We start from the raw sequence: 19,801 nt of genomic DNA on the forward strand, positions 1-19,801 counted from the left end.
GGGCCCTGCGCCGCGCCGCGGGACCGCGCCCCGGGGCAGTCAGGTTTCGCCCAGTTCGGCGAGGACGATCAAACGCGCCAGCTCGGCGGCCGACTTGACCTCCAGCTTGCGGAACACGTTTACGCGGTGGGCCTCGACCGTGCGGGGACTGATCCCGAGCACTTCTCCGATCCGCGGGGCGGAGAGGCCGTCGGCCAGATGCTTCGCCGCTTCGCGCTCCCTTTCGGTGAGGAGTCCGAGTCGTGCTCTGGCGTGCATGGCCTGCTCCCGCTTGGCGCGCCGCTCTCTCGAGCTGGCGATGGCCGCGCGGGTTTGCATGATGAGCAATTCGCTGCTCAAGGGTTTCTCCAGCACCGCGAACGCACCTGCCTGCATCGCGGCGACCGTCACCGGGACGTCGGCGTTTCCCGTGTAGATGATCACCGGAACGTCGACGTGCCGATCCTTGAGCCGCTGCTGGATCTCGAGGCCGCCGATGAAGGGCATGCGCAGGTCGAGGATGATGCAGGCGTCGGGCTTCGGGATGTAGCCGGAGAGGAAACCTTCCGCATCGCCGAAACTCTCGACGCGGAATCCGGCCGAAGAAAAGATGCGTTCGAGCGCGCGTCGGAAGAACGCATCGTCGTCGACGATGGCGACGTGCGGAACCGCGGGGGTGTCGTCTGTGTTCATCATGTCCGAGGGGCGGAAAGCACTGTGGCGTTCGACGGCAAGTCCGTTGTCTGGAGCAAGGCACCGGTTTCGCGTTTACCCAATGGTCGGCGGGCGCTCCTGCTCGACTACGACAATTTACCAGTTCTATCACCCGGGGGGCCTTTGTCCTCCGGTTCTGGGGCGAATGTCGCCCGGAAATCGGACCCGTTGCCAATGATTTCGCGTCGCCCGGTCCGCGTCCGACACACGGCGGCGCACGGATCGTAGTCGGGGCCATCGGCTGTAGAAGAGGGAGTAGTGCCGTGCTGAGAAGTCGAACGCAGAAGCTGCTGGTTCGATCGACCCTGGTGATTGCCGTGGCGATCGCGACCACGGGCGCCTTGACCCTTGGTGCCTTCGATCGCCTGGTCGTGCGACAGGCCGAGATCGAGGGACTTCACGCCGTACATGCCGAGATCGATCGGGTGCGCGCGAACATCTTCCGTGCGGAGGCTGCCTATCGCGCCTTTGCCATTGCTGGCGATGAGCAGTATCTCGAGCCCTACAACGCGGCAGTGCAGGACATCGACACTCGCATGCAGCGGTTGGCGTCGAACCCGTTCCTCGATGCGGCGGAAATTGCCGAATTCAAGCAACTGGGCATCGAACTCGATATGAAGCAGGCCGAGTTTGTCCAAGGCATTCGCGACGGACTGCGGGGGAATCTCGAAGATTCGACGCGAAGCATCCGCGACGGCAGCGCGCGAGCATCCCTGATGTCCGTGATCGAGCGTCTGGACCGGATCGATCTTGCACACGAGACGCGCCTCAGGAATGGTCAGGGCCGCTATCAACGCATGGTCGACGGCGCCTATGTCCTCGTGATCGGCGCGATGTTCGTCAGTCTGGTGCTACTGGGCGTGCTCGTCTTCCGGATCTATCGCGCATCCGCATCGGCGTACGAGGCGCGGGTGGAGCTCGCAGCGCGAAACGTCGAGCTCGGCCGCCTGCTGGCTGCGAATGACGCTGCAAGCAGACATACGCATGAGCTCTCCGCACTGATGGGCTACCTGCACGCGTGCAATACAACGCAGGAGGCGCTTCAGGTCCTGAAGGAGCGTCTTCCTGCACTCTTTCCCGGCGTGGGGGGCGCCCTTTACGAGTGGGTGTCCACCGATAGCCTCCTGCAGCTTACGGTCGCCTGGGGGGAGCGCGGACACCTCCCCGTCATCCGTGCCGACGAATGCTGGGGGCTGCGCAGGGGGCAGCCCTTCACACAACCGGCGGGAGGCGGTGTGCTCGCCTGCAAACATTTTCACCATGAGGTCGGTGATCCGCGGGTCGAGGGCATCGAGTGCCTGCCGATGATGGCCCACGGTGAAGTCATCGGCTTGCTCGTGCTGGAGGACGGTGTCTCCAGTGCAGCGTGCGATGAATCCGAGCGAGCAATGGCGCACGACATCCGCGAGAGCGCAGTCGAGCACGTGGCCTTGTCGCTCAGCAACCTCAGGCTGCGCGAGTCGCTACGCGAACAGTCGATACGCGACCCCCTGACGGGGCTCCACAACCGTCGCTTCCTGGAAGAGTTTGTCGAACGCGAGTTCATGGTCGCCGCACGCAAACGTGCCGACGGTGATCCCCCCGGCTTTGCAGTGCTGATGATCGATATCGACCACTTCAAGACATTCAACGACGAGCACGGACACGACGTCGGAGATCTCGTCCTGTGCGAGGTCGCCAGGACGATCCAGGGCAGCACGCGCGCCAGTGACATTGTCGCGCGCTACGGCGGCGAGGAGTTTTCCGTCGTGCTGACCGACATTGCGCCCGAGCTGGCGTGCGAGAGGGCAGAGAGTCTCCGCGCCGCGGTCGCAGGCCTGGAACTGAAGGGGCCACGCGGCTTCGCCGGACGCGTAACAGTGTCGATCGGGCTTGCTCACTACCCGCACGACGGGGCGTGTTCCGCCGATCTTCACGCGGCTGCTGATAAGGCTCTGTATGAGGCAAAGCGCGGTGGCCGCAATCGGGTCCAGGTGTTCCGGGCTGCTGCCAGAGTGGGGGCCGCCGCGATATGACTGTGCACGCTGCCAGTCACCTCCCGGTTCGGGGCCTGCTGCGCGCCGATTGCGGCAAATTGCCTACCGCAAGACGATCAAGGCGTGGGTGGACGGGCCTCGAGGATGGGACTCGGTTCGCCGCGCAACACCTTCAACAACTCCGTGCGTGCCTGGTTGCGCTCGATGCCTCGCGCGACGAGGGTCGCGAGAACTTCGGCGAAGCGTGCGCGCCGTCGCTGGCCGGCCTCGCTGCAGTCGCGCCGGTTGCGAAAGCTGTCCATCAGCGTGGAGCCGCAAACGCAGTTGCGGAACAATTCGACGATGACCTGCCCGTCGTCGTCGATGGCCTGCTTGAGCCCGCTGCTGCCGTTGCCAACGTGAAGGGTCTGCGCAACATAGTCGGCGGCGTCGCGATAACTCCGTCCGCAGGCCGGACAGCGTTTGGGGAAGGCGCTCGCGGCGAGCTCCTGCAGGCCCGAATAGAGCCCGGCGTCGATTCCATGCCCGGGCTGTCCGCCGTCGTGCGCTGTCATCCGTTTCTCCGTTCGGTCGTGTGCCGGGGCGGCCGGGCGACCGAAGCCGGCGCGCGTTGTCGTCGCGATGTTCCGGTGGTTCGTGCCGAAACCGTCCGTCGCGGAGCATGCTCAGGTCATGCGGGCATCATGATGGATGTGGCTGGGCGTGGTGACGATACCCTCGAAAGGCTGATTCGATCCGTGTGCACACCTCTTACCACTTTCGTCGTACGATTCCGCCAACTGTATCCCGATCCCGAGGACTCGGGGTATTAGAATATCATTCCATTCTTCATGACAAGGCACGTCCGCACCCCATGTTCAAGCGGTTGAGCATCCGACGGCGTCTTGCGCTGCACGTCGTTCTGACCGGATTTGTGATGCTGGCCTTGTCCTTCGTGTTCCTGCTCTCGCAGCGCGCGTCGGACGAAGCCGAGCGCCGCATCTTCGAGCATGAGCTCGCCCCGGCGAAACAGCTGCACGGCGTCGAACGGCGGCTGCTATCCATCCATGGGCACCTGCAGGACGTCCTGCTGGGCATCGCGTCGCCGGCTGGCATGCCCGAGATGATCACGCGTGAAGGTGCGCTCATCCGGGAGAGCTGGCAGACCTTCCTGCAGGCGCACCGGGTCTCGCCCACGGATCCCTTCGAGGCGGGGCGCATTGCCGAGATGGAGCAGGCCTTGCCCGGGCTGTGGAGCTTCCTGGAGCGCGCGAGTACGGCAAGCCGCAACCAGGACGCGAAGGAACTCGACCGGCTGCTCAGGTTCGATTGGTACTCGTTGCGTCAGACGATTTTCGAGCCCTTGCAGGAGTTGGCTGCGGCGCAGGATCAGCATGTCGAGCATGCCCGCCAGAATCTTGCCGATTCGCGCCGGCGTGCCGAGCTGCTCGTCGGCTCATTGCTCGGACTCGGCATGCTACTGTTGAGCGGCTTCGCGATCGGCCTGATGCGCTACATGACGCGCCGTGTCGCGAACATCGAGACGGCGCTGGAGCAGGTCGCCGCCGGCGGCGAGGTCAAACCGGTGCCATACGGGCGCGGCGAGGACGAGATGTCGCGCATCGCCGATGCGATCAACCGCACGGTCACCCGCCTGCGCGATAAGCAGGTTGCCATCTCCTGTCTGATGCAGCGCCAGCGCACTGTCCTCGATGCCGTCGCGGAAGGGATCTACGGCATCGACGAGACCGGCCGCATCAATTTCGTCAATCCGGCGGCGCTGGCGATGCTGGGATACGAGGAGCACGAGCCGCTGGGTCAGCACTCGCACACGCTGATGCATCACCATCACGCCGACGGGCGTCCCTATGCTCTCGCGGACTGTCCGGTCTATGCGTCACGCCGATCAGGAAAGGTCGTCACGCACGTCGGCGATGTGTTCTTCCGCAAGGACGGCTCGCACTTTCCGGTCGAACTGACCAGCGCCCCATTGCGCGCGGGCGACGGTCAGGGGGGCTGTGTGGTGGTATTCCACGACATCAGCGAACGGCTGGAGAGCGATCGCCTGTTGCGCGAGAGTATCGCCCAGCTGGAACAGACCAACGCGCGCCTGAGCGAAACCCAGAGCCAGCTGCTGCAGGCCGAGAAACTCGCCGGCCTCGGTCAGCTGGCCGCGGGCATGGCACACGAGATCAATAATCCGATCGGTTTCATCCAGTCCGACCTCAATGCCCTCGAGACCTACGTGAAGGATCTCTTCGAGCTGATCCTGGATTTCGATATGCTCGTTCGACAGCGCGGCGACAGCGGCTTGCATGAGGAATTCATGCAGCTCCAGGCGCGCTCCGAGCTCGATTTCATCCGCGAAGACGTCACCGTGCTGCTCTCCGAAACGCGTGAAGGTGTCCGGCGCATTGCGCGCATCGTCACCGATCTAAAGGATTTTGCGCGTCTCGACGCGACGAATGCGACAGCCGATGCGGACCTGCAGCAAGCGCTCGACAACACTGTCCGCGTGATGCACGCGACGCTCGAGGAAAAGGCCGAGGTCGTGCGCGACTACGAGCCGATCCCCCCCGTGCGCTGCGATCTGGGACAGATCAATCAGGTGTTCGTCAACCTGCTGCTCAATGCCGCGCATGCAATCCGTGAGCGCGGCACGATCACCTTGCGCACCCGGCATGTCGGCGACGAGGTCTGTATCGAGATTGCCGATGACGGGCGTGGCATGGACGCGGCCGAGCGCGCGCGCATGTTCGACCCGTTCTTCACCACCAAGCCGGTCGGCGAAGGCACCGGGCTCGGTCTGTCGGTGTGCTACAGCATCGTGCGCAGTCACGACGGCCGATTCGAGGTCGACAGCACGCCAGGCGTCGGCACGGCCGTTCGTGTGTGGCTGCCCGTGGGCGCCTAGTCGCGCTGGCGCTCGAACAGCGAACGCCATTCGCGCAGCGCGGCGCGGATCTCCTCCTTCAGTTGTTCGTCATCCCAGGGCTTGGCGAGGAATCGATAGATCGCGCCGCGATTGATCGCATCCGTGACCGCCGAAATTTCCGAATAGCCGGACAGCACCATGCGCACCGTGCGCGGATACAGGGTTTTCACCCGCGCCAGGAATTCCGTCCCGCTCATGCCGGGCATGCGCTGATCCGACACGATGACTTTCACATTGTGCTTTGCCAGCATGGAGAAGCCTTCCTCGGCGCTGTTCGCGGCCAGGATGTCGTAGCCCTCGCGGCGCAAGGTGCGGCGCAGGGCGGACAGGATGCTCGCTTCGTCATCGACGAGCAGCACGATGTCCCTTACCGACTGCTCGGCCGAGGACGTGAAGCTGAGCGCGCGCCCCTCGCGCAGCATGAGCGCGAGGGCGTCGGCCGGGACCGGGCGGGAAAAGAAATAGCCTTGCAACTCGTCGCATTCACTGCGGCGCAGGTAATGCAGTTGTTCTTCGGTTTCGACACCTTCGGCGATCACGAGCTTGCCGAGCTTTTGCGCCATCGCGATGGTGGCTTGCACGATCGCCGCATTGGCCGGGTTGGTCACGATGTCGCGCACGAAACTCTGATCGATCTTCAGGACATCGATCGGGAAGCGCGAAAGATGAGCGAGCGAGGAGTAGCCGGTGCCGAAGTCGTCGAGCGACAGGCGCACTTCCAGGGACTTGAGCTGCGTGATGGTGCGCATCGCGGCGCCCATGTCCTGCATCACCGTGCTCTCGGTGATCTCGATTTCGAGCATCCGCGCATCCGCGCCGTGCGTCGCGAGCGCCTGGGCGACGGTTTGCTGCAGCCCTTCACGGCGGAACTGGCGCGCCGAGAAATTCACCGCCATGCGAATCGGCGGCAGGCCCGCGTCGCGCCATGCGCGCATCTGGCGGCAGGAGGATTCGAGCACCCAGTCGTCGATCTCGGCGATGCAGCCGCATTCCTCGGCAAGCGGAATGAAGGCGGCCGGGCTCAGCAGTCCCAGTTCGGGATGTTGCCAGCGCACCAGGGCCTCGACGCCGACGATGTGGCCCGAGTGGAGGCTCAACTGGGGCTGGTAGTGCAGCACCAGTTCGCCGCGCTTGGCTGCGCCAGGGAGCGCGGCACGCAGCCGCCGGATCTCGTCACTGCGCACGGCCATGGTCGACTCGAAACGGCACAAACGGTTGCCGCCGCCATGTTTGGCCGACTGTGTCGCGGTAATTGCGCAGTCGAGGAGTTCGTCTGCCGATGTGGCGTCGTTCGGGTAGCACGCAATCCCGATGGATGAGCGCAGTATGGTTTCGCCAGAGGCCGCAATGTCGAAGGGGCGCCGAATGGCTGCCAGCAGTCGCTCCGCGATGTCACGCCCCTCGGTTTCCCCGTCGTCGGCGCGCGGACGCAGCAATAGCGCGAAGTTGTCCCCCGAAAGGCGGGCGATGCGGTCCGCCTGGCGCAACACCTCGCGCAGCCGCTGACCGAACTCGGCCAGCAGCCGATCGGCCAGCTCGGCGCCGAGGCGCCGGTTGATGTCCGCGAAATCGTCCAGGTCCAGATGCAGCAACAGCAGCTGGTGTCCATCGCGGTGCGCCATTTCCAGTTCCGCCGACAGCGCGCGCATGAAGGACGGACGGTTCTGGAGTCCCGTGAGCTGGTCGATGTTCGAGAGGTGGGAAATGTGCTGCTCGTACCGCTGGCGTTCCGCAAGATCTTCGCTGATCGATACGTAGTAGCGGACTTCGCCCTGGTTGTCGCGAATGGCCCAGATCGTGCGTGCCTCGAGATAGCGTTCGCCGTTCTTGCGCCGATTGACGAACTCGCCCTGCCACACCTTGTCGTCGTCGAGTGCGCGCTGGAGGTCCTGGTAAACCTCGCGGGGGGTCTGGCCGGACTTCAGTATGGCCGGCGTGCGGCCGATCAGTTCGGACAGCGGATAGCCGCACATCCGCGCCATCGCTGGATTGGCGAACAGGATGATGTTGTCGGGGTCGGTGACGAGGATACCGCGCCGCGACTGCATGGCGAGCGTGCGGAATACGTGGCTATCGTCCTGCCGGGCCTCGAGGTCGCACTCGACGCCGACAAATTGAAGCGGGGCAGGAGCATCGGGAGTCCCCTGCGGCGCCAGGCTCCAAGCCACGGCCAATTTGCTGCCGTCGGCACACAGGAACATGCACTCGCCGTGCAAGGTCTTGGTGCCGGGGCCGATGTCCTGGACCTGCGCCCACAGCCGCGCGCCGGCCGGATCGTCCTCAACCAGGAGCTCCTTCAAGGCCATGCCGGGCAGATCGGCGTGGCCCAGGCGTTGCTGTCCATGGCGATTGACCGAGCATATTCTCCCGTCGCGATCGAGGCCCAGGGCGAGGCACGGGAGCGCGTCCCAGGCGGCCGGTACGGGCGCGCTGCCGCTCACGGCGCGGACTCCTTGTTTTCATCCGGCTGGGCGGCCACAAGGGGAAGTTCCAGCCGGAAGCAGCTGCCCTCGCCGATCCGGCTTTGCACAGTCAGCGTTCCGTGGTGGCGCTTCATGATCTCCGCGGAGATCGACAGTCCAAGGCCGGTACCCTTGCCGACCGGTTTGGTCGTGTAGAACGGCTCGAAGATGCGCTCCATGACGTCCGGCGTCATCCCCTTGCCGGTATCCGCAATCTCCACCCACGCGATGGCATCGTCGGCGCCGCTGCGCAGGGTGATCGTGCCGCTGCCCTCGATCGCCTGGGCGGCGTTCACCAGCAGATTCATGAAGACCTGGTTGATCTGTGCCGGGATGCAGCGCACCGGCGGAAGGTCGCCGAGTTCCCGAACCACGTGGGCCTTGTACTTCAGTTCGTTCCACACGACGTTCAGCGTGCTCGCGAGTCCGCCATTGAGGTCCGCGTCCTGCCATTCCCCCTCGTCGTTGCGCGAGAAATTCTTCAGATCATTGACGATATGCTTGACCCGGGCGAGCCCCTCCCCGGATTCGCGCAAGAGGTCGGGGATATCCTGCCGCAGGTAATCGATCTCGGCCGTTTCCCGCGCGCGGGCGACGGCAATGCGCGCCGGATGATCCGTCGGCAGCGCCTGCTCGAGCGCCTCGTAAGCCGCCAGGAGGTCAAACAGGCGCTTGACGTAGAGTTCCAGTGAACCCAGGTTCGAGCTCACGAAACCGACGGGGTTATTGATCTCGTGCGCAACCCCCGCGGCCAGCTGGCCCACCGCTGCCATCTTTTCCGATTGCAGCAATTGCCCCTGCGTCCGCTCGACCCGCGCCACGAGATCCGCCATCGTCCACCGGATGCGCTCATCGAGCTCCGGGTTGCCGGTCCTGAATTCCTCGCCCCACGCCTGTTCGGTCATGTCACTCACTCACTGAGCAATTCATCGGATTGATCGGTCATTCGGGTTCCGGGCCGAGCACGCGCAGGATTTCCTCGAGCGTCGTGTCGCCCCGTGCAATCTTCGCCAACGCGTCATCCCACAGCGTCTCATGTCCGCTTGCCCGCGAGTGCTCGGTGATCTCGCGGATGCTCGCGCCGCGCGTGATCAGATCGCGCAGCCGCTCGTCCGGCAGCAGGATCTCGTACAGCCCCAGTCGTCCGTGGTAGCCGGTGCCGTCGCACTGCGCGCAACCTTCACCGGCGAAGACCCGTTCGAGTTGGGCAAAGCGGCTGCCGACGCGGGCGGCGAGGGCGGGGTCGGGAGCAGTCTCGCGGCGGCAGTGACGGCAGATGCGGCGCACCAGGCGCTGTGCAATGACGCCTTCGAGCGCACTCGCGACGATGAAGGGCTTGAGGCCGAGATCCAGCAGGCGCGCGATCGTTGCCAGCGCGGAGTTGGTGTGCAGTGTGGAGAGCACCTGATGGCCCGTCAGCGCCGTGTGGAACGCGACCTCGGCGGTCTCGTAGTCGCGGATCTCGCCGATCAGCACGACATCCGGATCCTGGCGCAGGATCGCGCGCAGTACCGCCGGGAAGGTGAGCCCGATCTTTTCCTTGACCAGTACCTGGCCCGCGCTGTCGAGGTAATACTCGACCGGATCCTCGATCGTGATGTAGTTCTTCGCCGGCGAGGCGTTTGCCTGCAGCAGCGAATATAGCGTGGTGGTCTTGCCGCTGCCGGTCGGTCCCGTCGCGAGCACGAGGCCCTGCGGCTTGTCGACCATCACCCGCACCTTGGCCAGCCCCGTCTCGCCGAAGCCCAGCCCGGCGAGGCTCAGCACCTGCGAGTTGCGGTCAAGGATGCGCATCACGACCTTTTCGCCGTTGATCGTCGGCAGGGTGGAGATGCGCAGGTCGACGATGCGCAGCGGCGACTTCACGGTGATGCGCCCGTCCTGGGGGCGGCGGCGCTCCGAGATGTCGAGCTCGGCCATGATCTTCAGCCGCGACACCAGCGGGCTGTGCAGTGCGTGCGGAATCTGGATCTTGTCCTGCAGCACGCCGTCGATGCGCAAGCGCACTACGACATTCTTGGTCTTCGGCTGGATGTGGATGTCGGAGGCGCCGAGGCGGATCGCCTCCAGGATGATGGCATTGACGAGGCGGATCGCAGGGGGCTCGTTGGTCGCGGCCATCAACTCGTCGAGTGGCACCGCCTCGTCCTCGTCGATGACGATCTCGATGCCCTCGTACGGGTCGATATTGCCTACCAGGGTCTCGAGTTCGCGGATGTCGCTGCCGTCGTCGCTGCCGTATACCTCGGTGATCTTGCTCTGGATCGCCTCGGAGTCGGCCATCACGACCTTCAGGTCCAGCCCGGCCGTGAAGCGGATGTCGTCGATCAGCCCCGCATCCATCGGGTCTGCCACCGCAAGCATCAGGCGCCGTCCCTCGAGCTTGAGCGGCACCACCCATTGCTTGCGGCAGAACGAGCGCGGAATGAGCTCTGCGATTGCCGGATCGACGCGGAATTCGCCCAGCGATACCTCCTCGACCAGCAGGTCCTCGCGCAGGATCTTGCGCAGGGCCTTCTCGGCCACCCAGCTGCGCTCGAGCAGCAGCTTGATCAGGGGTTCCTTGTGGATGCCCTGCAGCCGGGTGAGTTCCTGCCATTGCGTACTGGTGATCAGCCCTTTCTTGTGCAGCATCGTGCCAAGCTGGCTGCGGTTGGACACCGCCATACGCGACAGCGCGGAAATCTCCTTCGATTTCTTCGCGTTCTCCGCCGTCAGCGCGCGGTTCTTCTGCACCAGGTCGAACTGCTCCAGCGCGAGTGACACCGTGACGCGCAGGTCGTCGTCGTTCCACGGCTTGAGGATGAACTTGTACACCGCTCCTTCGTTGATCGCACCCATCACGGCGCCGGTGTCGGCGTGGCCGGTGAGCATGATGCGGATGGTGTCCGGATACAGCTTCTTGACGTGCTTGAGCAGTTCGGCGCCGTTCATGCCGGGCATCATGTAATCGCTGATGATGACCTGCACCGGCGCCTCCTTCAGGCGCGCAAGGGCCTCGGTGCTGTTGCCGGCCGTGAGTACCTCGTAGGACTGGCTGCGGAAGATGCGCGTCAGCGCCTTCAGGATCGCCGGCTCGTCGTCGACGAACAGGATGCGGTAGCGGGGCTTCTCGGCCGCCGCGGCAGGGGCGGCGGCGTCCTTCTGACCGGTGAAGAAGGCGGCGTAATTGCTCATGGCGGGCCTACAGCGGCAACTCCACGGTGAAGCGTGCTCCGCCCTCGGGGCGGTTGTCGGCGGTGATCGTGCCGCCGTGCGTGAGAACGACGTCGCGGGCCACGGTCAGCCCCAGGCCGGTGCCGCCGCCCACGCCGCGCGTCGTGTAGAACGGGTCGAAAATGTGGGGCAGGACCTCCGCCGCGATGCCGGGGCCGTCGTCGTCGATCTGCACGATGATATGGGTGTCGGTCGCGCAGGAGCGCAAAGTCACGGTGCCGTGCTGATCCACTGCCTGCAGCGCGTTCTGCAGGATGTTGAGGAAGGCCTGGTTGAGATGGCCGGGCAGGCAGGTCAGGGGCGGAAGCGGCCCCAGCTCGCTCTCGAGGGTGACGCCCGCGGGTTTCTGGCCGGCGATCACCGCAAATAGCGACTCGAGGTGCTCGTTCAGATTCGCGAGCTGTACGTCGGGCTTGTCCACGCTGGAAAAGCCCTTGAGGTCGCGAACGATGCGCGCGATGCGGGCGACCCCCTGCTGAGAGTCCGAGATCAGTTCGGCAAAGTCCTCCAGCACGAAGTCCATGTCGGCCGTCTTCCAGCGCTCTGCCGGGACGTATTCGCGCAAGGCTTCCAACTGTGCGAGGTAGCGTTCGGCCGAAGAGAGGTTGCTGGTGACGAAACCGAGGGGATTGTTGATTTCGTGTGCAACGCCCGCCGCGAGCTGTCCGATCGACGCGAGGCGCTCCGCCTGGTAGAGCTGGCGCTGGCGCTCGTCGATGATCCGGACCTGTTCCTTCACCTTCGCGTCGAGCGCCTCGGCGAGCTCCCGGTATTTCGCTTCGGAGGCCCTGAGCGCCTCGTTCTGCTGCTGTAGCTTGGCGTAGTCCGCACGCACCGCCTCGAGGTGCAGATCCGACACCATGCGGAAGCGTGCGCGCGACAGCAGCCCCCAGCGTACGACACGGGCCGCCGCCTTGAGCGCGGCGGCATCGCAGGCGCAGGCGAGATAAGCGAGCGGTTCGAGTTCCAGCACCAGGGGCGCGCGGATCGCGCCGGGCGGTTCGGCGGCGGCGCCGAACGGCGCTCCGGTGGCGTCGAGCAGCGCCACCGGGGCCCCCAGCACGGGCGTCAACTGGGCGCACAGTTCATCGGCATCGCGGGCAGCGATCAGTTCGCCGAGCACGAACTCCCGATCGAAACCAGCCTCGCCGCTCATCGCGCCTCTCCCAGTGCGGCCCTGAGGAAGGCCGCCTCGTCGAGCCCGTGAACCGTGTCGAGTTCGAGCTCGGACGCAAACTGCCGCCACACCCCCTGCAACAGGACGCGGAAGGTCTGCACGACGCCGCTGCCGCTGATCGCGCTGGCGAACACCAGCGGCCACGGCGCCCCTTCATAGCGTTCGCGCACCTCGTCCTCGCTGAGGATGGAGGGCAGGTCGCGCTTGTTGAACTGGACGACGATCGGCAGGTGCTCCAGGTCGAGGCCGACGCGGCCGAGGTTCTCGACCAGATTCTGGAAGGATTCGCCGTTGTTCGTCGCCTCCGTGCGCTGCGAATCGGCGACGAAGACCACGCCGTCGGCGCGCGACAGCACCGCTTTGCGCGTACCGTCATGAGCGACCTGGCCGGGCACCGTAAACAACCGGAAGCGGATCGTCAGCCCTGACGGCGCACGAAAGCCCAGCGGCAGCAGGTCGAAGAACAGCGTGCGGTCGTGCTGCGTCTCGAGGGTCATCAGCTCGCCCTTCATCTCGGCGCCCACCAGATCGTGCAACTGCATCAGGTTGGTGGTCTTGCCGCCCTGCGCGGGGCCGTAATACACCAGCTTGAACGTCAGCCGGCCGGCGTCACGCTCCAGCTCCGGCATCTCAATGCCGCCCCGCGTCCGGATCGTCGAGCAGCGACTCGTCGAGCAGCACCGAACCGTCCTCGCTCCAGATCACCTTGGTGATGCCCGGCTCCTCGGCTTCGAGGCGCTTGCGCTCCAGCTCTTCCGCAGACATGGCGCCCGCCGTGACGCGTACCTGATCGGCCAGGCGCTGGTTTTCGAGCGTCAGCTCGCGAACCGCCAGCGCCTGGCCGATCGCGGCGACCAGCTCATAGTCGTTCCAGGGTTTGGACAGGAAGCGGCTGATGCCGGCCTCGTTGATGGCGCCGATCAGGCCGTTCAGGTCGGCGTAGCCCGAAAGGATCAGGCGCGCGGCATCCGGCTGGATCTCGCGGAAGGCCTTGAGGAACTGCACGCCGTCCATCCCGGGCATGCGATAGTCGGACAGCACCAGGTCGTAGGCGGTGTGGCACGACTTGTCGAGAGCGTCGGCCGGGTTGCTGAAGACGTCGATCTGCAGCGGATAGACCTTTCCTCCCGCCACGCAGGGCGTCAGCGACAGCAGTCGCCTCAGCGATTTCAGGATCGACTCCTCGTCATCGACGATCAGGATGCGGCTCATGGGACCTCCCAGGCGAAACACCGGCACGCCGGGCACCGGTGCTGCGTGTCATTTGTCGTTGCGCACGTACAAGGTCAGTGTGATGCCTTCGCGTCGAGCGTAATTCTGGATCTGGCGCGTCAGGGATTCGTCGAGCAAGTAATCGGCCGCGAGGAGCAGGGCACCGTCCCGTCCGACCAGATCGCGAGCGAGGACCATGCCCGGCCGCAGGTCGGCCGCCGCCACCGGCAGGTCGCGCGACGGCGGCTCGGGTGTGACGCCGCCCTGCATCTCGACGAAGGCATCGACGACCTGCGGGTCGTAACGTTTGCCTCGCGCCCGCACGATCATCGCCAGCGCCTCGTCGCGCGTCATGCGCTTGTCGGACAGCGTCCCGTTCTGCAAGCCATCGTAATCGTTCACGACACTCAGGATGCGCGCCCCGAAGGGAATGGTCAGGCCCTGCAGCCCATCGGGAAAGCCCTGCCCGTCGAAGCGTTCGTGGTGCGAGCGGATCAGGTGCGCAGCGTCCTTGAGCTCGTTGAGCGGCATCAGCGCCGATTCGCCGGCGATCGCGTGCTTGCGGTAATGCGCGAGCTCCTCGCTGGTCAATCGCGGCACCGGCTTGGCGAGCACCGCATCGGAAAATCCGATCTTCCCGATATCGTGCAGCAGGCCGGCAACGAAAATGTCCTGCTGGCCCTTGGCATCCACTTCGAGCCGAGCTGCCAGCCGGCGCGCGAGGTCTGCAACCCGGCGGGCATGGCCAGCGACGCCGCCGCCGCGCAATTCGATCAGGCCCGAGAAGGTCTTGATGGAGACGAGGAAATTCTGCTTCAGACGCTCGTTGGCCTGCTTGAGCGAGCCATTGGCCTGCTCCAGCGCGTCGGTGCGCTCGCGCACCTTGTCCTCGAGTCCGGCGTTGAGCTCGCGCAGGGCCTCGTTCTGCTGCTGGGTAAGTGCCAGCAGGCGCGCGTTTTCCGCTTGCAGCCGGCGCCGTTCGAGCGCATCCCTGACCGTCAGCGCCAGTTCGCTGTCGTCCCAGGGTTTGGCGATGTAGCGATAAATCTCGCCCCGGTTGATCGCGTCGATGGTCGAGCCCATGTCCGCGTAGCCGGTCAGCAGCAGGCGGATCACGTCGGGCCAGCGCGTGCGCACCTGCTCCAGGAAGGTCGCGCCGTCCATCTCCGGCATGCGCATGTCGGACACCACCAGGTCGACGTGTTCGCGCTCCAGGATCTCCAGGCCGGCCCTGCCGCCCTCCGCCGTGTGGATCTTGTAGCCGGCGGGGCGCAATAGCCGCCGCAGCGACGACAAGATGCTTGGCTCGTCGTCGACTAGGAGCACGCTTGGGGTGATCTGGACGGTCTCTGTCATGGCCCTGTGGGGCTAACCCCGATGCTGGAGTGGGCAAAGCAAGTAAATGTATGCAAATTATAATGCCACTGATGTTAATGGCCGCGCCACTCCGGGCTGAATCCGCCAGCCCTTCAACCATCGCGCTTTTTTCCGCCGCTCACGGCATGCAGGGTGGTGTTCCGTCAGCCTGACAGGCGCGCGAAGGAAATGTCCATCCCGCACTTGAAATCCCAAAAGTGCGTCCCTATTATTAGCACTCGTTGGCAGTGAGTGCTAACGGCCCGGGCAGCGCCCGCGGCCACTGCGAATTTTCCAGACGGGCCCTGCCCGTGCTCGATGTGATAACAAGGAGTGAGTCAATGAAAATCCGTCCCTTGCATGATCGCGTGATCGTCAAGCGCCTCGAAGCCGAACGCAAGACCGCCAGCGGCATCGTGATCCCCGACTCGGCCGGCGAGAAGCCCGACCAGGGCGAAGTGCTGGCCGTGGGCAACGGCAAGATCCTCGACGACGGCAAGGTCCGCCCGATGGCCGTCAAGGTCGGCGACAAGGTCCTGTTCGGCAAGTACGCCGGCCAGACCGTCAAGGTCGAAGGCGACGAGCTGCTCGTCATGCGCGAAGAAGACATCATGGGCGTGGTCGAGGCCTGAGCCTCCCGTTCCGCCTCGTCAAACGAATCCTAGGAGCAATCAACAATGGCAGCTAAAGAAGTCAAGTTCGGTGATTCCGCCCGTGCCCGCATGGTCGAAGGCGTCAACATCCTGGCCGACGCGGTCAAGGTGACCCTGGGCCCGAAGGGCCGCAACGTCGTGCTCGAGCGCTCGTTCGGCGCCCCGACGGTGACCAAGGACGGCGTCTCGGTCGCCAAGGAAATCGAACTGAAGGACAAGTTCGCCAACATGGGCGCGCAGATGGTCAAGGAAGTCGCTTCCAAGACCTCGGACATCGCCGGTGACGGCACCACCACCGCGACCGTGCTGGCCCAGTCGATCGTGCGCGAAGGCATGAAGTACGTTGCCGCCGGCATGAACCCGATGGACCTCAAGCGCGGCATCGACAAGGCCGTCATTGCCACCATCGAAGAGCTGAAGAAGCTGTCGAAGCCCTGCTCGACCAACAAGGAAATCGCCCAGGTCGGCTCGATCTCCGCGAACTCGGACCAGGACATCGGCGACATCATCGCCCGTGCGATGGACAAGGTCGGCAAGGAAGGCGTCATCACCGTCGAGGACGGCAAGTCGCTGCAGAACGAACTCGACGTCGTCGAGGGCATGCAGTTCGACCGCGGCTACCTGTCGCCGTACTTCATCAACAACCCGGACAAGCAGGTCGCGATCCTCGAGAACCCGTTCGTTCTGCTGTTCGACAAGAAGATCTCGAACATTCGTGACCTCCTGCCGGTGCTCGAGCAGGTCGCCAAGGCCGGCCGCCCGCTGTTGATCATCGCCGAAGACGTGGAAGGCGAAGCGCTGGCGACCCTCGTGGTCAACAACATCCGCGGCATCCTCAAGACCTGCGCCGTCAAGGCCCCGGGCTTCGGCGACCGTCGCAAGGCCATGCTGGAAGACATCGCCGTCCTGACCGGCGGCCAGGTCATCGCCGAGGAAGTCGGCCTGACCCTCGAGAAGGCCACCCTGAACGACCTCGGCCAGGCCAAGCGCATCGAGATCGGCAAGGAAAACACCATCCTCATCGACGGCGCCGGCCAGGCCGACCGCATCGAAGCCCGCGTCAAGCAGATCCGCGTGCAGATCGAGGAAGCCACCTCGGACTACGACCGCGAGAAGCTGCAGGAGCGCGTCGCCAAGCTCGCCGGCGGTGTCGCGGTGATCAAGGTCGGTGCTGCCACCGAAGTCGAGATGAAGGAAAAGAAGGCCCGCGTCGAAGACGCGCTGCACGCCACCCGCGCTGCCGTTGAAGAAGGCATCGTCCCCGGCGGCGGCGTCGCGCTGCTGCGTGCCCGCGCCAACCTGGGCAACCTCAAGGGCGACAACCACGACCAGGACGCCGGCATCAAGATCGTGCTGCGCGCGATGGAGCAGCCCCTGCGCGAGATCGTCGCCAACGCTGGCGACGAGCCCTCGGTGGTCGTCAACAAGGTCAATGAAGGTACGGGCAACTTCGGCTACAACGCCGCCACCGGCGAGTACGGCGACATGGTCGAGATGGGCGTGCTGGACCCGACCAAGGTCGAGCGCACCGCGCTGCAGAACGCCGCTTCGGTTGCCGGCCTGATGCTCACCACCGACTGCATGGTCGGCGAGCTGGTCGAAGACAAGCCCGCGATGGGCGGCGGCATGGGCGGCATGGGTGGTATGGGCGGCATGGGTGGCATGGACATGGGCATGTAATGCCTGTCTGAGCGCCAGCTCACCTTCCGGGCCTTCGGGTCCGGTGCACAACGGCCCCGCTTCGGCGGGGCCGTTGTGCTTTTCGGCCGACGTTGTGCACGCAAGAACGGCCCTCGCTGCACGGTCGCGCTCGAAGCGTGTGATAATTCGAGGAGAAGGGCAAAAAAAGGCGGTCGGGAGTTCCGGACGAAGCCGTCGGAAGCTCCCGGGAGCGGGCGCGCTGGCGGCGCGGCCATTCCTCTGACCGGGTAAAGGAGAACAGCGGGTGTAAATCTAGGCGCGCCCGCTTACATGTAACTTACATCCTGATTCCATGCGGATTCTGCTTGCTGAAGATGATGCCGTCATTGCAGACGGTTTGTGTCGCGCCCTGCGTCGCGGCGGCTTTGCAGTCGATCACGTGTTTTCCGGCATCGAAGCGGATACCGCGTTGGCATCGCAACCCTATGATCTGGTGATTCTCGACCTGGGCTTGCCGCGCCTGCCGGGGATCGAGGTCCTGAAGCGCCTGCGGGCGCGCAAGTCGACCATTCCGGTGCTGATCCTCACTGCCCAGGACGGCGTCGAGGATCGCGTGCGCGGCCTCGATGCCGGCGCCGACGACTACCTCACGAAACCCTTTGCGCTGCCCGAGCTGGAGGCGCGCGTGCGCGCGCTCACCCGCCGCGGCACCGGTCAGGCACGTTGCATCGAGGTTGGCAGCCTGTCCTACGACCAGGCCGACCACGTCGTGAAGATCAACGGCCAGGTCGTCGAATTCTCCGCGCGCGAGATTGGTTTGCTCGAAGTGTTCGTCCTGCGGGTGGGGCGCCTCGTCAGCAAGGATCAACTCGTCGACCACCTGTGCGGATGGGGCGAGGAGGTTTCGAGCAACGCGATCGAGGTTTACGTCCATCGCCTGCGCAAGAAGCTCGAGGACAGCGGCGTGCGCATCGTGACGGTGCGCGGGCTGGGGTACTGCCTGGAAACGGTGGATGCTGGCCAGGCGGCGAAAGCCTGACAAGACGGCGGCGGGCGGGCGCTCGCCGACGCAGCCGAACTCGCTGTTCGGCGAGATCCTCGACTGGATGCTCGCGCCGCTGCTATTCCTGTGGCCGATCTCCATCATCGTCACGCACAACGTCGCCGACAACATCGCCAACCAGCCTTACGACCGCGCCCTCGCCGACAGCGTGCGCGCGCTGGCGCGCCTGGTCACGGTGGAGGAGGGCAAGGTGGCGGTGCACTTCCCCGCGCCGCCGCGGGCGCTGTTCCGTGCCGACCAGGACGACGTCGTCTACTACCAGGTCGCGAACGAAAGCGGCGATCTGGTCACCGGCGACCGCGAAATCGGCTGGACGCCCGCCCCTCCGATCCTGATACCCGAGGACGTGCTCTACCGCGACGATGTGATCCAGGGTGAAGAGGTGCGTATCGCCTATCAGTTCCTGCGCCCGTGGCCGGAGCCCGCCAGTCCCCTCGTGCTCGTGCAGGTCGCGGAAACCCGCAACAAGCGCAGCGATCTCGCCTCGCGCGTCGTTACCGGCGTGCTGTTGCCGCAGTTCGCCATCATCCCGCTTGCCGTCGTGCTGGTGTGGGTCGGTCTCACGCGCGGCATCGCGCCGCTCAACCGCCTGCAGAGCCTGATCCGCCGTCGCCGTCCCACCGATCTCTCGCCGATCGTGGCGGCCAGCGTGCCGGAGGAGGTGCGCCCGTTGATCGTCGCCTTCAACGACATGATGGCGCGGCTGGAGGAGAACCTGCACGCCCAGCAACGCTTCATCGCCGATGCCGCGCACCAGATGCGCACGCCGCTTACCGGCCTGCGCATGCAGACCGAGCTCGCGCTGCAGGAAACCGACCCCGTCGCGCTGCGCGAGTCGCTGTCGCGCATCGCCCAGAGCACGGAACGCGCGAGCCACCTCATCAACCAGCTGCTGTCGCTCGCACGCGCCGAGGCGAGCTTCGAGAAGCTCTACGCGGTCGAAACCATCGACCTGCGCGCGCTCGTGCGTGACGTCGCGCTCGATCTCTTCCCGCGGGCCCAGGCGAAGAACATCGATCTCGGCGTGGAGGGCGGCTCCGACGTGCTGACGGTCGAGGGCAATCCGGTGCTGCTGCGGGAGATGATCAAGAATCTCGTCGATAACGCCATCAAATACACGCCGGTGGGCGGTAGCGTCACGGCCAACACGCGTTACGCCGGTGCGCCGATCCTGGAAGTCGAGGATACCGGCGTCGGCATCCCCGAGGCCGATCGCGAGCGGGTGTTCGAGCGCTTCTATCGCGTGCTCGGCAGCGGCGAGGACGGTTCCGGTCTGGGCTTGCCGATCGTGCGCGAGATTGCCGAGCTGCATCGCGCGACCGTCACGCTCAATCCCAATCCCGCGGGCCAGGGCACGATCGTCCAGGTCGTCTTCCCGCGCGGCCACGTCCCTCCGCCGATACAGGTATACGGCGATTTCCCGCTCGGGTAGATGGGC

At 65.2% G+C, this 19,801-nt stretch carries 15 protein-coding genes; 6 read left to right on the forward strand and 9 right to left on the reverse strand.

The window, feature by feature from the left end:
* Positions 1–39: 39 nt before the first annotated feature.
* Positions 40–672: a response regulator transcription factor gene (locus GO615_RS07425; RefSeq protein ID WP_169126515.1), complete on the reverse strand. Its 633-nt coding sequence runs from the start codon at positions 670–672 to the stop codon at positions 40–42.
* A 338-nt stretch (positions 673–1,010) separates the two neighbouring features.
* On the opposite strand from GO615_RS07425, the gene GO615_RS07430 reads away from it, so the two are divergent.
* On the forward strand, positions 1,011–2,708 hold the full coding sequence (locus tag GO615_RS07430; protein ID WP_169126517.1) for a diguanylate cyclase: 1,698 nt from the start codon (positions 1,011–1,013) through the stop codon (positions 2,706–2,708).
* A 77-nt stretch (positions 2,709–2,785) separates the two neighbouring features.
* On the opposite strand, the gene GO615_RS07435 is transcribed toward GO615_RS07430, so the two are convergent.
* Complete coding sequence (locus GO615_RS07435) at positions 2,786–3,223, reverse strand: oxidoreductase (protein ID WP_169126519.1); 438 nt, start codon at positions 3,221–3,223, stop codon at positions 2,786–2,788.
* Positions 3,224–3,522: 299 nt separating this feature from the next.
* Here GO615_RS07435 and GO615_RS07440 point away from each other — a divergent pair, with 299 nt between their 5' ends.
* Positions 3,523–5,562: an ATP-binding protein gene (locus tag GO615_RS07440; RefSeq protein WP_169126521.1), complete on the forward strand. Its 2,040-nt coding sequence runs from the start codon at positions 3,523–3,525 to the stop codon at positions 5,560–5,562.
* On the opposite strand, the gene GO615_RS07445 is transcribed toward GO615_RS07440, so the two are convergent.
* From GO615_RS07445 to nosR, 7 genes are read right to left on the reverse strand one after another with little or no spacing between them, the layout of a single operon-like run.
* Complete coding sequence (locus GO615_RS07445) at positions 5,559–8,024, reverse strand: EAL domain-containing protein (protein WP_169126523.1); 2,466 nt, start codon at positions 8,022–8,024, stop codon at positions 5,559–5,561. The genes GO615_RS07440 and GO615_RS07445 overlap by 4 nt on opposite strands.
* Positions 8,021–8,950, reverse strand: coding sequence for an ATP-binding protein (locus tag GO615_RS07450; protein ID WP_169126525.1), 930 nt, complete (start codon positions 8,948–8,950; stop codon positions 8,021–8,023). Before GO615_RS07450 ends, GO615_RS07445 begins: the two co-directional genes overlap by 4 nt.
* Before the next feature lie 37 nt (positions 8,951–8,987).
* Entirely contained in the window at positions 8,988–11,222 is a 2,235-nt protein-coding gene (locus GO615_RS07455; RefSeq protein ID WP_169126527.1) for an ATPase, T2SS/T4P/T4SS family, read from the reverse strand.
* Positions 11,223–11,229: 7 nt separating this feature from the next.
* Positions 11,230–12,417 carry a sensor histidine kinase gene (locus GO615_RS07460; protein WP_169126529.1) on the reverse strand — a complete coding sequence of 396 codons (1,188 nt, stop codon included), beginning with the start codon at positions 12,415–12,417 and terminating at the stop codon, positions 11,230–11,232.
* Positions 12,414–13,067: a GTP-binding protein gene (locus tag GO615_RS07465; RefSeq protein ID WP_169126531.1), complete on the reverse strand. Its 654-nt coding sequence runs from the start codon at positions 13,065–13,067 to the stop codon at positions 12,414–12,416. Before GO615_RS07465 ends, GO615_RS07460 begins: the two co-directional genes overlap by 4 nt.
* A 1-nt stretch (position 13,068) precedes the next feature.
* Entirely contained in the window at positions 13,069–13,650 is a 582-nt protein-coding gene (locus tag GO615_RS07470) for a response regulator (protein ID WP_169126533.1), read from the reverse strand.
* 48 nt (positions 13,651–13,698) lie between these two features.
* Positions 13,699–15,006 (reverse strand): response regulator c-di-GMP phosphodiesterase, NosR family, encoded by a 1,308-nt coding sequence (nosR, locus tag GO615_RS07475; RefSeq protein WP_169126535.1) that lies wholly within the window; start codon positions 15,004–15,006, stop codon positions 13,699–13,701.
* 341 nt (positions 15,007–15,347) lie between these two features.
* On the opposite strand from nosR, the gene groES reads away from it, so the two are divergent.
* From groES to GO615_RS07495, 4 genes are all read left to right on the forward strand, one after another.
* Positions 15,348–15,638 carry a co-chaperone GroES gene (groES, locus tag GO615_RS07480; protein WP_004311482.1) on the forward strand — a complete coding sequence of 97 codons (291 nt, stop codon included), beginning with the start codon at positions 15,348–15,350 and terminating at the stop codon, positions 15,636–15,638.
* 45 nt (positions 15,639–15,683) lie between these two features.
* Complete coding sequence (gene groL / locus GO615_RS07485) at positions 15,684–17,339, forward strand: chaperonin GroEL (RefSeq protein ID WP_169126537.1); 1,656 nt, start codon at positions 15,684–15,686, stop codon at positions 17,337–17,339.
* Between the two features lie 313 nt (positions 17,340–17,652).
* The gene (locus GO615_RS07490; protein ID WP_169126539.1) at positions 17,653–18,339 is read left to right on the forward strand and encodes a response regulator transcription factor; all 687 of its coding nucleotides are present in this window, start codon (positions 17,653–17,655) and stop codon (positions 18,337–18,339) included.
* A complete protein-coding gene (locus GO615_RS07495; protein WP_169126541.1) occupies positions 18,314–19,795 on the forward strand; it encodes a sensor histidine kinase in 1,482 nt (493 codons plus the stop codon). The genes GO615_RS07490 and GO615_RS07495 overlap by 26 nt, the downstream gene beginning before the upstream one ends.
* The last annotated feature ends 6 nt before the right edge of the window (positions 19,796–19,801 follow it).

This window comes from Aromatoleum evansii, from assembly GCF_012910805.1.
GTDB lineage: Bacteria > Pseudomonadota > Gammaproteobacteria > Burkholderiales > Rhodocyclaceae > Aromatoleum > Aromatoleum evansii.

Bases quoted from the DNA above. Each gene is read 5' to 3' on its own strand.
- GO615_RS07425 (WP_169126515.1), bottom strand. From the start codon at position 672: ATGAACACAGACGACACCCCCGCGGTTCCGCACGTCGCCATCGTCGAC.
- GO615_RS07435 (WP_169126519.1), bottom strand. From the start codon at position 3,223: ATGACAGCGCACGACGGCGGACAGCCCGGGCATGGAATCGACGCCGGG.
- GO615_RS07440 (WP_169126521.1), top strand. From the start codon at position 3,523: ATGTTCAAGCGGTTGAGCATCCGACGGCGTCTTGCGCTGCACGTCGTT.
- GO615_RS07450 (WP_169126525.1), bottom strand. From the start codon at position 8,950: ATGACCGAACAGGCGTGGGGCGAGGAATTCAGGACCGGCAACCCGGAG.
- GO615_RS07455 (WP_169126527.1), bottom strand. From the start codon at position 11,222: ATGAGCAATTACGCCGCCTTCTTCACCGGTCAGAAGGACGCCGCCGCC.
- GO615_RS07460 (WP_169126529.1), bottom strand. From the start codon at position 12,417: ATGAGCGGCGAGGCTGGTTTCGATCGGGAGTTCGTGCTCGGCGAACTG.
- GO615_RS07465 (WP_169126531.1), bottom strand. From the start codon at position 13,067: ATGCCGGAGCTGGAGCGTGACGCCGGCCGGCTGACGTTCAAGCTGGTG.
- GO615_RS07470 (WP_169126533.1), bottom strand. From the start codon at position 13,650: ATGAGCCGCATCCTGATCGTCGATGACGAGGAGTCGATCCTGAAATCG.
- nosR (WP_169126535.1), bottom strand. From the start codon at position 15,006: ATGACAGAGACCGTCCAGATCACCCCAAGCGTGCTCCTAGTCGACGAC.
- groES (WP_004311482.1), top strand. From the start codon at position 15,348: ATGAAAATCCGTCCCTTGCATGATCGCGTGATCGTCAAGCGCCTCGAA.
- groL (WP_169126537.1), top strand. From the start codon at position 15,684: ATGGCAGCTAAAGAAGTCAAGTTCGGTGATTCCGCCCGTGCCCGCATG.
- GO615_RS07490 (WP_169126539.1), top strand. From the start codon at position 17,653: ATGCGGATTCTGCTTGCTGAAGATGATGCCGTCATTGCAGACGGTTTG.
- GO615_RS07495 (WP_169126541.1), top strand. From the start codon at position 18,314: ATGCTGGCCAGGCGGCGAAAGCCTGACAAGACGGCGGCGGGCGGGCGC.